The 12,536-nt window shown below is 72.8% G+C and carries 12 protein-coding genes; 4 read left to right on the forward strand and 8 right to left on the reverse strand.

Annotated features, from left to right (window positions below; all coding sequences use genetic code 11):
• Positions 1-43 precede the first annotated feature (43 nt).
• Positions 44-1,378 carry an MFS transporter gene (locus tag GA0115242_RS35550; RefSeq protein ID WP_093835784.1) on the forward strand — a complete coding sequence of 445 codons (1,335 nt, stop codon included), beginning with the start codon at positions 44-46 and terminating at the stop codon, positions 1,376-1,378.
• A gap of 254 nt (positions 1,379-1,632) precedes the next feature.
• Positions 1,633-2,007, forward strand: a complete 375-nt coding sequence (locus tag GA0115242_RS35555) for an RNA polymerase-binding protein RbpA (RefSeq protein ID WP_003977404.1) — start codon at positions 1,633-1,635, stop codon at positions 2,005-2,007.
• 90 nt (positions 2,008-2,097) lie between these two features.
• Here the strand turns inward: GA0115242_RS35555 and fxsA are convergent, their stop codons facing one another.
• The 4 genes from fxsA to GA0115242_RS35575 form a co-directional block, all read right to left on the reverse strand.
• A complete protein-coding gene (gene fxsA / locus GA0115242_RS35560; RefSeq protein ID WP_093835785.1) occupies positions 2,098-2,649 on the reverse strand; it encodes an FxsA family membrane protein in 552 nt (183 codons plus the stop codon).
• 77 nt (positions 2,650-2,726) lie between these two features.
• Complete coding sequence (locus GA0115242_RS35565) at positions 2,727-3,557, reverse strand: polyprenol monophosphomannose synthase (protein WP_093835786.1); 831 nt, start codon at positions 3,555-3,557, stop codon at positions 2,727-2,729.
• Between the two features lie 547 nt (positions 3,558-4,104).
• Positions 4,105-5,709, reverse strand: a complete 1,605-nt coding sequence (locus GA0115242_RS35570; RefSeq protein WP_093835787.1) for an amidohydrolase — start codon at positions 5,707-5,709, stop codon at positions 4,105-4,107.
• Between the two features lie 47 nt (positions 5,710-5,756).
• Positions 5,757-6,197 (reverse strand): Lrp/AsnC family transcriptional regulator, encoded by a 441-nt coding sequence (locus GA0115242_RS35575; protein WP_093835788.1) that lies wholly within the window; start codon positions 6,195-6,197, stop codon positions 5,757-5,759.
• A gap of 268 nt (positions 6,198-6,465) precedes the next feature.
• On the opposite strand from GA0115242_RS35575, the gene GA0115242_RS35580 reads away from it, so the two are divergent.
• Positions 6,466-6,906: a hypothetical protein gene (locus GA0115242_RS35580; protein ID WP_093835789.1), complete on the forward strand. Its 441-nt coding sequence runs from the start codon at positions 6,466-6,468 to the stop codon at positions 6,904-6,906.
• A gap of 529 nt (positions 6,907-7,435) precedes the next feature.
• Here GA0115242_RS35580 and GA0115242_RS35590 read toward each other — a convergent pair.
• On the reverse strand, positions 7,436-8,608 hold the full coding sequence (locus tag GA0115242_RS35590) for an acyl-CoA dehydrogenase family protein (RefSeq protein WP_093835791.1): 1,173 nt from the start codon (positions 8,606-8,608) through the stop codon (positions 7,436-7,438).
• Between the two features lie 350 nt (positions 8,609-8,958).
• Between GA0115242_RS35590 and GA0115242_RS35595 the strand changes: the two genes are divergently transcribed.
• Positions 8,959-10,200 (forward strand): glycoside hydrolase family 18 protein, encoded by a 1,242-nt coding sequence (locus GA0115242_RS35595; protein ID WP_093835792.1) that lies wholly within the window; start codon positions 8,959-8,961, stop codon positions 10,198-10,200.
• 54 nt (positions 10,201-10,254) lie between these two features.
• On the opposite strand, the gene GA0115242_RS35600 is transcribed toward GA0115242_RS35595, so the two are convergent.
• The 3 genes from GA0115242_RS35600 to GA0115242_RS35605 form a co-directional block, all read right to left on the reverse strand.
• The gene (locus GA0115242_RS35600) at positions 10,255-10,914 is read right to left on the reverse strand and encodes a TetR/AcrR family transcriptional regulator (RefSeq protein WP_093835793.1); all 660 of its coding nucleotides are present in this window, start codon (positions 10,912-10,914) and stop codon (positions 10,255-10,257) included.
• A 101-nt stretch (positions 10,915-11,015) separates the two neighbouring features.
• The gene (locus GA0115242_RS40125) at positions 11,016-11,156 is read right to left on the reverse strand and encodes an SCO1431 family membrane protein (protein ID WP_107461566.1); all 141 of its coding nucleotides are present in this window, start codon (positions 11,154-11,156) and stop codon (positions 11,016-11,018) included.
• 162 nt (positions 11,157-11,318) lie between these two features.
• Positions 11,319-12,536 (reverse strand): peptidase C39 family protein (locus GA0115242_RS35605; protein WP_093835794.1); only part of this gene is annotated, 1,218 nt, incomplete at its 5' end.

Below are 12,536 nucleotides of genomic sequence, written 5' to 3' on the forward strand. Positions count from 1 at the left end.
CCTGGTCGGCGCACGGAAGCTGCGGCGGGGAAGCGAGGCACGGGTGGGTACCGACACCCCGGTGGCCGAGGCCACGGACCGGAGGCGCGAACAGCGCGGCTGGTACTTCTACGACTGGGCCTGCTCCGTCTACTCGACGAGCGTGCTCACCGTGTTCCTCGGCCCGTACCTGACGTCGGTCGCCGAGGCGGCGGCCGACGCCGACGGGTTCGTCCACCCGCTGGGCGTGCCGGTGCGCGCGGGGTCGTTCTTCGCCTACACGGTCTCCCTCTCGGTGATCCTGGCCGTCCTGGTGATGCCCCTGGTCGGGGCGGCGGCGGACCGCTCGGGCCGCAAGAAGCCGCTGCTGGCGGCGGCCGCGTACACCGGCGCGGCGGCGACCGCAGGCATGTTCTTCCTGGACGGCGAGCGCTATCTGCTGGGCGGTGTGCTGCTGATCGTCGCGAACGCGGCGCAGTCCGTCGGCATGATGCTGTACAACTCCTACCTCCCGCAGATCGCCCCGCCCGAGGAGCGCGACGCGGTCTCCTCCCGGGGCTGGGCCTTCGGCTACGCGGCGGGCTCGCTGGTGCTGATCGCGAACCTGGTGCTCTATCTGGCGCACGACAGCTTCGGCGTCTCGGAGACCACGGCGGTCCGGATCTGCCTGGCCACGGCGGGCCTGTGGTGGGGCGCCTTCACCCTGATCCCGCTGAGCCGGCTGCGCGACCGCGCCACCGGACCGCGCGAGGCGACGGCCCCGGGTCTGCGGCAGCTCGCGGCGACCGTGCGCGACATGCGCCGCCACCCGCTGACGCTCTCCTTCCTGCTGGCGTACCTCGTCTACAACGACGGCATCCAGACGGTGATCTCGCAGGCGTCCGTCTACGGCTCGCAGGAGCTGGGCCTCGGGCAGTCGACGCTCATCGGCGCGGTGCTGCTGGTGCAGGTGCTCGCGGTGGTCGGCGCGCTCGGGATGGGGCGGCTGGCCAGGACGTACGGAGCCAAACGGACCATCCTGGGCTCCCTCGTCGCGTGGACGGTGACGCTGGCCGCCGGGTACTTCCTCCCGGCCGGTGCGCCGGTGTGGTTCTTCGTGCTCGCGTCCGGCATCGGCCTGGTGCTGGGCGGCAGCCAGGCGCTCTCCCGCTCGCTGTTCTCGCATCTGGTCCCGACGGGGAAGGAGGCCGAGTACTTCTCCGCGTACGAGATGAGCGACCGGGGCATGAGCTGGTTGGGTCCTCTCCTGTTCGGGATCACCTACCAGTTCACCGGGAGCTACCGGGACGCGATCATCTCCCTGGTGGCGTTCTTCGTGATCGGGTTCGTGCTGCTCGCGCGGGTCCCGGTGCGCAGGGCGATCGGCGACGCGGGCAATCCCGTTCCCGAGAGGATTTAGCGTTCGACGCCAAAGGGCGGTAGTGTACGCGTTTGGCCTGCCAGGCGTACCGTTACTGCGCGTCAAAGACAACGAAACGCCGTGTCATATCTGCCAGCAGATGTGACAAACCGGACGCGGGTGGGTACAACAAGGGCGGTTACGACGGCGACGCACGACCCGGAACGGGAATCTTTACCGCCGACCGGACGTTGAACGGATGACGACGACAGCGACACCTGTCCTGTGGGCGACAAGCCCGGGAGGCACGATTCATGAGTGAGCGAGCTCTTCGCGGCACGCGCCTCGTGGTGACCAGCTACGAGACGGACCGCGGCATCGACCTGGCCCCGCGCCAGGCCGTGGAGTACGCATGCGAGAAGGGGCACCGCTTCGAGATGCCCTTCTCGGTCGAGGCGGAGATTCCGCCGGAGTGGGAGTGCAAGGTCTGCGGGGCCCAAGCACTCCTCGTTGACGGCGACGGCCCTGAAGAGAAGAAGGCCAAGCCCGCGCGTACGCATTGGGACATGTTGATGGAGCGGCGCACCCGCGAGGAACTCGAAGAGGTTCTCGAGGAGCGCCTGGCGGTTCTCCGCTCCGGCGCGATGAACATCGCCGTTCATCCGCGTGACAGCCGTAAGTCGGCGTAGTCCCTTCCAGGGTCAGGCGCACGGCACCGCGGCACGACCGAGGGCCCCACGTGACATCACGTGGGGCCCTCGGTCGTGCCGCGGTGCGGCTCAGCGGGTCAGCGGCGGGCGCGGGTCCTGCGGGGTGTCGCCGCCCGGCTCGTCCCGGACGACCTCGCCCTGCACCACCTTGCCGTCGGACCGGTACATCCGGGCCTGCTGGAAGGCGCCGCCCACGGTGCCGGGGGCGGCGGCGCCCAGCCGGCGTTCGACCGCGCGCTCGGCGAACCGGGCGAGGGCCTTCTGCACCGGCGGGATCAGCAGGAGGAGTCCGGCCGCGTCCGAGATCAGGCCGGGGATCATCAGCAGCAGCCCGCCGAGCATCATCAGGCCGCTGCCGCCGCCGCTCGACGGGGCCGCGCCCTTGCTCAGCGCCTCGTTGAGGTTGCGGAAGGCCCTGCGGCCCGCCTTCTTGATCACGGCGGCGCCGGCCACCAGACCGGCGAGCAGGATCAGAAACACCACGAAACCGCTGGTGGCACCCGCGACCAGGGTCAGCAGCCAGATCTCCAGCACCAGCCAGGCGGCGACGCCCAGCGGCAGGAAGGTCCGCAGCCGTGAGCGCCGGGCGGGACGGGCGGGGGTCTGAGCACCAGTCGTCATACGTCCAGTGTGCCTGGGTCCGGCTCAGTGCGGCGTAAGCGGATGATCATCCGGATCTGTGCGGGCCCCGGCGGGCGCTACGCCTCCGGCGCCTGCGGACCGGGCTGCGCTGGCCTGGGCTGGGCCGCCCGGCCGGTGACCTTGCCGACCCGCTCCCCCACGCCCCACGCGGTGACCCGCCACAGTGCCTCGACGAGGATGTCCCGGCTCATCTTGGAGTCGCCCAGCTCGCGCTCGACGAAGGTGATGGGGACCTCCACGACGTGGTAACCGGCCTTGACGGCGCGGCGGGCCAGGTCGACCTGGAAGCAGTAGCCCTGCGAGGAGACCTCGTCGAGGCCGAGGCCCTCCAGGGTCTCGGCGCGGAAGGCGCGGTAGCCGCCGGTGATGTCGCGCAGCGGCAGGTCGAGGGCGACGCGGGAGTAGAGGCTGCCGCCGCGGGAGATGACCTCGCGGCTGCGCGGCCAGTTCACGACCCGGCCGCCGGGCACCCAGCGGGAGCCGAGGACGAGGTCGGCGCCCTTGAGGGCGGTCAGCAGCCGGGGCAGTTCCTCGGGCTGGTGGGAGCCGTCGGCGTCCATCTCGACGAGAACGCCGTAGCCGTGCTCCAGGCCCCAGCGGAAGCCCGCGAGGTACGCGGCGCCGAGCCCTTCCTTGCCCTTGCGGTGCAGCACCTGGACGTGGTCGTCGACGGCGGCCAGCTCGTCGGCGAGCTTGCCGGTGCCGTCGGGGCTGTTGTCGTCGGCCACGAGGACGTGCGCCTCGGGGACGGCCGAGCGCACGCGGCCGACGATCGACTTGATGTTCTCCGCCTCGTTGAAGGTCGGGATGATCACCAAGGCGGTGCCGAGCGGGCCGAACTTCCTCCCCCGGTCCTGTGCCGCGAGGGTCCCGTCGCCGTCGTTCACTGCTGCCCCTTCGTGTCCGTACGCAGAGGTCCACCATAGTGGCCACCGCCTGCACTGACGTGACAGGACGTTCGTACGGTGGTGTCGATTCCACAAGAGCGGGGTAAGGAAACCCATTTGGGGGTTTTTGCGGGTGCGGTCGGTGCTGCGGATGGGGGCCCGGCGCCCTTCGGGCCGACCTGGGGCCCGCTGGCTGCGGGTCGACCGAAAGCCGTTGTCTACTGAACGTCCGGGCCCCACCCGGGTCGCACCTCCCCGACCGGCGGAACGTTCCCTCGTCACGGCGCGGGCGCTGAGCCTGGCTCCCAGTGGCGGTGCCCCGGTGCGGCACACCGTCCCTGACCCAGCGGCGCCGCGACGAGCGCGCGGACGTGTTGCGGTCGGGCGTCCGGTGGTGGACCCGGCCGAACCTACCGGCCTGCGGCCTGCGCCTGTCAACAGCCGCGCGGCCTGCGCCGACCGCGCCGGGGGCCCGTGAGGGGCCGAGGATGCCCAGGTGGAGCGGCGGGACGGCGGCCGGGGGCCGGTGGCGCGCCGCCCCGGGAGATCACTCGCTCGGCCGTACGAACACGGTCCGCCCGCCGACCACCGTGCGCAGGCAGACCGGCAGGTCGTGGCCGGGGGTGAGGTCGGGCAGTCCCGGGGTGCCCGAGCGCGGGTCGGTGGACCAGCGGGCCACCCGGTCGTCGGGCGCCTGCACCACCAGCGCGCCGGTACGCCAGACGGCGTAGTCGGCGGGCGCGCCGGGCACCAGGACGCCCGCGTCGTCGCGTCCGGCGGCCCGCCAGCCGCCCCGGGTGTGGGCGGCGAAGGCGGCGCGCACGGAGATCCGGTGCCCGGGGGTGCGGTGGAAGGCGGCGGCCCGGACGGTGCCCCACGGGTCGAGCGGGGTGACCGGGCTGTCGGAGCCGAGGGCGAGCGGGACCCCGGCCCGCAGCAGGGCGGCGAACGGGTTGAGCGCACCGGCCCGCTCGGCGCCCAGACGCTGGGCGTACATGCCGTCGGCGCCGCCCCACAGGGCGTCGAACGCGGGCTGCACGGAGGCGGTCAGGCCGAGGTCGGCGAAGGCGGCGATCGACTCGGGGGTGAGCATCTCGGCGTGTTCGACGCGGTGCCGCCCGGCGCGCACCCGGGCCGTGCCGAGCTTGTCGGCGGCGGCCCTGACGCCCTCGACGACGGCGGTGACGGCGGCGTCGCCGATGGCGTGGAAGCCCGCCTGGAGCCCGGCCTCGGTGCAGGCGACGACATGGGCGGCGACGGCGTCCGCGTCCAGGTAGGCGGTGCCGGTGTGTCCGGCGTCGGCGTAGGGCTGGTGGAGGCAGGCGGTGTGGGAGCCGAGGGCGCCGTCCACGAACAGGTCGCCGGCCGCGCCCGCGGCGCCCAGCTCGCGGGCCTTGTCGACGTCCTGTTCGGCCCAGTAGCCGGTGACGCGGGGGCCGGGCTCGGCGGCGGCGAGCCGCAGCAGGCCGGTGAAGTCGTCCTCGGAGGAGATGCCGGGGCCGCCGCACTCGTGCAGCGAGCCGATGCCCAGGGAGGCGGCGTGGGCGAGCGCGGCACGCTGGGCCTCGGTGCGCTGGGCCTCGGTGACGGCGCCGAGGGCGGCGGACCGCACGGCGTGGTGGGCGTCCCGGGTGAGCGGCCCGTCGCCGGTGGCCCCGAGGCTGGGCACCAGGTCGAGCAGGGCGGTGGTGACGACGGCGGAGTGGACGTCGATGCGGCTGAGGTAGAGCGGGCGTCCGCCGGTGGCCGCGTCCAGTTCGGCACGGCCCGGGGGGCGCCCGCCGGGCCAGCGGGAGGCGTCCCAGCCGTGGCCGAGCAGGACCCGGTCGTGCGGGCGGGCGGCGGCGAACTCCCGGACCAGGGCGAGGGCGTCCGCCAGGGACGGCGCGCCGGACAGGTCGAGGCCGGTCAGCGCGAGACCGGTGGCGGTGGCGTGCACATGGGCGTCGGTGAACGCCGGGGTGACCAGGGCGCCGTCCAGGTCGACGGTCTCGTCGACACCGTCGGCGAAGGCGTCGGCGGCGCCCTCGGAGCCGACCCAGGCGACCTGGCCGTGTTCGACGACCATGGCGGTCGCGAAGGGGTCGGCGGGGCTGTGCACCTCGCCCCGGCGGAGCAGGACGGTGCTGGGCTGGTCGGTGCGCTCGTTCATGGGGAACAGTCTCGCGCCTCGCCCGCGCGGCCCCGCACCCCGGTGGGTCAGATCCTGGGCGGCCTGGCCTCGTAGGGGGTGGAGAGCACGACCGTGGTGCGGGTGGAGACCCCGGCCAGGGTGCGGACCCGGGCGAGGAGCTCCTCCAGCTCGTGCGGGGTGGCCACGCGGACCTTGAGGATGTAGTTCTCGTCGCCCGCGACGCTGTGGCAGGCCTCGATCTCGGGGACACCGGCGAGGCGGTCCGCGATGTCGTCGGGCGCGCTGGGGTCGAACGGCTTGACCGAGATGAACGCCGTCATGGGCAGGCCGACGGAGCCGGGGTCGACGACCGCGGCGTAGCCGCGGATGACGCCACGCTGTTCGAGCCGCCGCACCCGCTGGTGCACGGCCGACGTGGACAGGCCCGTGGCCTTGCCCAGGTCGGTGTAGCTCATCCGCCCGTCCTTGACGAGCAGCTGCACGATCTGTCGGTCCAGCTCCTCCATGGCGCAAGAACCTACCGTGCGGCTGATCGCCGCGGATAGCCGAGCGGCGCAGGTCATGCCCGGTTCGTGATGTGGCGGGGAAGGGTCAGGCCGCGCCCAGGGGGGACAAACCGGCCGCGCCGGACACCTGTGAACCTCGTGTGACGAAGACCACACTCATCGAGACGTCTCCGTGATGGACTCGTGATTACCCCGGAGACGGGACGGGAAGTGCTTGCTGTGGTCGAGGCCGCAGCGCCTTACGGCCCAGCCCGAGGGGGAGAATCCCATGCAGAGTCTTAAGCGCCCTGGTCGTACCGCGTCCAAGCGGCTCAAGCCGGTCCTCGACATCGAGCCGGAGGGCGTCGACGACGACTCCGCGTACGACGGTGACGAGGTCGACGCGTACGACACCTTCGAGATGTACCGGGTGATCTGCCCGGACTGCGCGCAGCCGATCGCGCTGCTGGCGGACGAGGAGGTGCTCCCGGAGCACGCGCTGTGCGCCTCGCCGTGGAACCCGTTCGGGCTCACGGTCTGCGCCGGTACCGGACGCGAGGCGTCCGACGCGGTGTCGGCGGACGAGTCCGCCGAGCCCCAGGAGCAGGACACCGCCCTGCTGCTGACGCTCCCCCAGGGACTCGACTGGCGGACGCAGCCCTTCTCCCACGTCGGCGGTCCGGGCTCGCGCCCGATGCGGGTGCCGATCATGCGGCGCCAGGCCGCCTGAGCCGCTCCTTCCGGAGTCGGGCCCCTCTTCCGAACCACCCCGCACCATGACCGGCAGGCTGTCGTGGTGCGGGCCCGGTGTGCCCGGCCGTGCGCGGGCGGCGGTGAACCCGGCTGCCCGCGGCGGCGGTTGGGGACCTCGGCAGCCCCCGGCGCGATCGCCGGTCCGCCGCGTCCGTGACCGTCGTACCCGTGGGTGGACGTCCGCGAACTCACGCCCGATTCCGGGCCCCGGTGACCGGCCCGGCCGCCGCCGCGTTGGCCTGGTATGACCCCGACCTATGCGGCGGCCGCACCCGGGCAGCGCCGCCGTACGCTCGTCGCCCTGCCCAGGGGAACGGCGCCTCCGGGCGCCCCGTTCCCGGGGTCGGCGCCCACAGGAACGGTTCGGCGGGAGCCTGAGCCGCCCCAGGACCCGCCCATCTACCGGGAGTTGCTCGGCGTCTGGGCCGAGCGGGGCCGCACCCTGCCGGGGCTGCCCGACCCCGAGTGGGTCAGGCTCACCGCGCCGACGGTGCGCCCCGGGCAGTTCAGCGGGTCTCCGGGCCCGCGAGGTGACGGGCGATGACCATCCGCTGGATCTGGTTGGTGCCCTCGACGATCTGCAGGACCTTCGCCTCGCGCAGGTACCGCTCCGCCGGGAAGTCCGCGGTGTAGCCGTAGCCGCCGAGAACCTGGACGGCGTCGACGGTGACCTTCATCGCGGTGTCGGTGCAGTGCAGCTTGGCCATGGCCGCCTGCTTGGCGAACGGGCGCCCGGCGTCGCGCAGCCGGGCCGCCGCGAGGTAGAGGGCCCGGCCCGCCTCGATCTGGGTGGCCATGTCGGCGAGCATGAAGCGCAGGCCCTGGAAGTCGGCGACGGGACGGCCGAACTGACGGCGCTCGGTGGCGTGGGCGACCGCCGCGTCGAGCGCGGCCTGGGCGAGGCCCACGGCGCAGGCGGCGATGCCGAGCCGCCCCGCGTCGAGGGAGGCGAGCGCGATCGCGAAGCCCTGGCCCTCCTCGCCGAGCCGCCGCTCGTCCGGGACCCGGACGCCGTCGAAGTGGACCTGCGCGGTCGGGGAGCCCTTCATGCCCATCTTCCGCTCGGGCGCGGCGGCGGCGACCCCGTCGGCGTCGCCGGGCACCAGGAAGGCGGTGATCCCGCGCGGCCCCTGTTCCCCGGTGCGGGCCATGACGGTGTAGAAGTCGGCGATCCCGCCGTGGGTGATCCAGGCCTTGGTGCCGGTGATCACCCAACTGCCGCCGTCCCGCACGGCCTTGGTGCGCAGCGAGGCGGCGTCCGAACCGGCGGCGGGCTCGGAGAGGCAGTAGGCGCCGAGGAGTCCGCCGCCGAGCATCGCGGGCAGGTGCTCGACCTGCTGCTGCTTGGTGCCGTAGGCGGCGAGGGCGTAGGAGGCGAGGGTGTGCACGCTGACGCCGAGGCCGACGGTGAGGCGGGCCGCGGCGAGTTCCTCGAGGACCTGGAGGTAGACCTCGTAGGGCTGGTCGCCGCCGCCGTGCTCGGCGGCGTAGGGCAGACCGAGCAGGCCCGACTGCGACAACAGGGTGAAGACCTCCCGCGGGAAGCGGCCCGCGTCCTCCTCCTCGGCCGCCTTCGGGGCTATCTCGCGCTGCGCGATGTCCCGCACGAGCGCGATCAGGTCCCTGGACTCGTCGGTGGGCAGTACGCGGTCCACCGGCTGCGGGGCGCGGTCGGTCATGGCGACGCTCTCCTCCCTGTTGGGGCAGATCGGCGGACGGGCGCACGGGTGGGGGCGCATCCGCCGGGTCTCACGAGGTACCGGCCGAGGCTCGCGCCTCCGGGTCACGGAGGCTGCTGACCAGCGGCTCTGCGCTGTGAGTATGCCCGATCCGGGACACCCGGTCACCAGTTAACGACCGCTCACTTCAAGAATATCCCGGGCGCCGGGGAAACGGGATCCCGGCGTGATCCGCCCTGGTCCGAACCATTGACGCGACTGGTCTAGTCCTCCTACGGTGCTGAGCATCGCCTCACCGCGTTCATGCCAATCGGCACCCGTTCCCCTCTCCCCCACGAGGAGACACACCGATGCTCACCTCCCCACGCGCCCGGTTCCGGGCCCTCGTCTCCGCCGCCTGCTGCGCGGTCCTCGGCGCGGGGCTGCTGGCCGGCGCGAGCAGCGCCACCGCCGGTGCCGCCCCGTCCGAGGCCGCCGCCCCCGCCGCGGCGGGCTCCAAGGTCGTCGGCTACTTCACCGAATGGGGCACCTACGACCGCAAGTACTTCGTCAAGAACGTCGAGACCTCCGGCTCGGCGGCGAAGCTCACCCACATCAACTACGCGTTCGGCAACGTCACCGGCGGCAAGTGCGCCATGGGCGACGGCTACGCGGCGACCGACAAGGCCTACACCGCCGCCGAGTCGGTGGACGGTGTCGCCGACACCTGGGACCAGCCGCTGCGCGGCAACTTCAACCAGCTCCTGAAGCTGAAGAAGAAGCACCCGAACCTCAAGGTGCTCTGGTCCTTCGGCGGTTGGACCTGGTCGAACGGGTTCGGCGAGGCGTCGAAGAACCCCGCCGCCTTCGCCCAGTCCTGCTACGACCTGGTGAAGAACTCCAAGTGGTCCGGCGTCTTCGACGGCATCGACATCGACTGGGAGTACCCGAACGCCTGCGGCAACACCTGCGACACCAGCGGGCGGACCGCCTTCACCAACGTCATGGCCGCCCTGCGCGCCAAGTTCGGCTCCTCCAGCCTGGTCACGGCGGCGATCACGGCCGACGCCACGGCGGGCGGCAAGATCGACGCGGCCGACTACGCGGGCGCCGCCCAGTACGTCGACTGGTACAACCCGATGACGTACGACTTCTTCGGCGCCTGGGACGCCAAGGGTCCGACGGCCCCCCACTCGCCGCTGAACTCCTACTCGGGCATCCCGAAGGCGGACTACTACAGCTCGGCGACCATCACCAAGCTCCGGGGCCTGGGCGTCCCGGCCTCGAAGCTGCTGCTGGGCATCGGCTTCTACGGCCGCGGCTGGACCGGCGTCACCCAGGCCGCGCCCGGCGGCACCGCGACCGGACCGGCGGCGGGCACCTACGAGCAGGGCATCGACGACTACAAGGTGCTCAAGGCCAAGTGCCCGGCGACCGGCACCGTGGCGGGCACCGCGTACGCCAAGTGCGGTAACGACTGGTGGAGTTACGACACCCCGGCGACCATCGGCACGAAGATGACGTACAAGAACCAGCAGGGTCTGGGCGGCACGTTCTTCTGGGAGCTGAGCGGCGACACCACCGGCGGCGAGCTGATCAAGGCCATCAACTGACGTCCGTGACAGCGCACTCGGGGCGGCGGCCGGCCGACGGTCGCCGCCCTTCCGTCATCCGTCCCGGCGGGCCGGGGCCGGGGCCGGACAGGCGGGGTCGATCTCCTCGATGGCGCGCATGGCCCCGCCGAGCGTCTTGACCAGCAGTTCGCGCATGACGTCCCGGCTGAGCCGGGGGCGGGCGATCCAGTCGAGGGTGGCGCCCTCCACCCCGCAGACCCAGGCGAACAGACCCATCCGGGCCAGCGGCGAGACGTCGACGCGGCCGTAGGCGCCCTCGGCGATGGTGGCGACGATCGCCTCGCGGACGCCGTCGCGGATGGCCTGCACCTCCGCGTCGAAGCCGACGCCCCCGCTGACGATCGTCCGGTAGGCGGCCTGGTTGTGCTCGGCGTAGCGGAGGTAGCCGTCGATGGTGCGGTGGACGCGGTCCACCGGCTGCAGTTCCAGGCCGCTGGCGGCGAAGGTGACCAGGTCGGCCACGGAGTCGTGGACGATCGCCAGGTAGTAGCCGCGCTTGGACTGGAAGTAGTAGTAGATCAGCCCCTTGGCGACCTGCGCCTGGCGCGCGATGTCGTCCATCGAGAGCGCGTCGTACGAGGTGTCGGAGAACAACTTCCGGCCGATGGAGATGAGTTCGGCGCGGCGGGCCAGCGAACGCTCGGTTCCGCGTGCCCGCGGACGGACGGCGTCGCTCTCTTGGCTGATGTTCAACTTCGACCTGGTCTCGGGCGGGCGGCGGCGGGACCTTGGCAGTATGGCAGGTCACCTGTGCGTCAGCTCACGGTGGACGCGGGGTCGGCCGCGCGACGGCCTCAGAGCAGTCCGAGCCGGGTCACCAGCATCGCCACGACCAGGACGAGCACCCAGCCCAGCACGTGTTCGAGGGTCTGCGGGCCGTCGTCGCGGGGACCGCCGGTGCGCGGACGGGCGGCGGTGGCTGAATGTGCGCTCATGGATGCTCACTGAAGTAGGACGTACAGGGCGGAACCCCCCACCGGTGCGTCCACCTTGCCACCGATCGGGCGATGTGCACCCGAGACCTTGGTCACAGCCGGCACGCGGAGAGGGCCCCGGTCGCCCGGGGCCCTCGTGTCCTGCGGTGGTGACCGCGCCGGTCAGCGCACGCCCACCGCCGCGAGCGCCTTGCGCTGCCCGGGGGTGGGGCGCGCGGGGAAGTAGAGGTAGCAGACACCGCCGGTGCCGGAGACCACGTTGCCCGCCGCGTTGTGCCGCTTGGTCCGCAGCCAGATGGTCTCGAACTCGGCCCGCCGGTAGACCCGGCGCACCGCCGCGTCGCTGGGCGAGGCCGGGTCGTTGGCGATCACGTCGCCGTCGGCCGTGAACCCGATCACCGTCATCAGGTGCCCGGAGGTGCCGTAGCCCGCGCCGGTCAGCTCCGACGGGAGGAACGACTGGGACGTTATGGCCGGGATGCCGGCCGCGATCAGGGTCTCCAGGTCGGTGAGCGAGCCGAGCCGGGTGACCACGCCCTGGAGGCCGTCGAAGGTGGCCGCGTAGGCCGCGTTGAACGGCCAGTTGCCGCAGCCCTCGTACTGGTGGTCATAGGTGTGGCGGGCCGCGTGGCAGACCTGCGGGTCGGCGAACGACGGGTCGACCCAGGCCAGTTGGGCGGGGGTGAGACGGCCGCCCCAGTACTCGACGATCATCTGCGAGGAGGTGGGGCTGCACCAGGCCTCGCCGCCGTTGTCGTACTCCGGGTACTGGCCCTTGTGGATCTCCTGCGAGTAGCGCGGGACGGTCAGCTCCTGGGCGAGCCCCGGGACGGAGGCGGGCACGGTGAACCGGTCGGGGACGTCGGAGCCCATCGCGCCCAGCCGCCAGACGGTCGGGGTGGCCTTGCCGCCCGGCCTGCGGTAGAGGGTCAGCCGCAGCCGGTAGGCGACCAGGCGCAGGCCGGTCGAGGCGTCGTCGAGCGCGAGGGTGTCGGTCCAGACGCTGCTGCGGCCGTCGCTCTGGCCGTCGACGGAGGTGCGGCGGATGTCCTGGTCGCCCGCTGCCCAGCGCCCCATGACGTACCAGGGGGTCTCGGCGCCGTCGGAGTAGGTGCCCCGCAGCTCGACCTGGAGCCAGGTGCCGTCCGGGGTGTGCGCGTTCCAGGACGCGATCACCTCGGTGGCCGGGACGGCGAGCCGGTGCGCCGGGCCGGTCCAGGTGGCGTACTCCCAGGTGGCGGTGGTGCCGGTGTGCGGGTCGGTGTAGTCGGTGCGACCGGCCGGGGTCGCGATCACCACGCCGGGCCGGTCCCCCGCGACCGGGCGGACGCCCTTGGCGGCGCCGCCGCGCCACTCCGGGTACGTGGTCCAGGACCGGTA

Origin of the sequence: Streptomyces sp. SolWspMP-5a-2 (assembly GCF_900091845.1) — a bacterium.
GTDB classification, from domain to species: Bacteria; Actinomycetota; Actinomycetes; order Streptomycetales; family Streptomycetaceae; genus Streptomyces; species Streptomyces doudnae.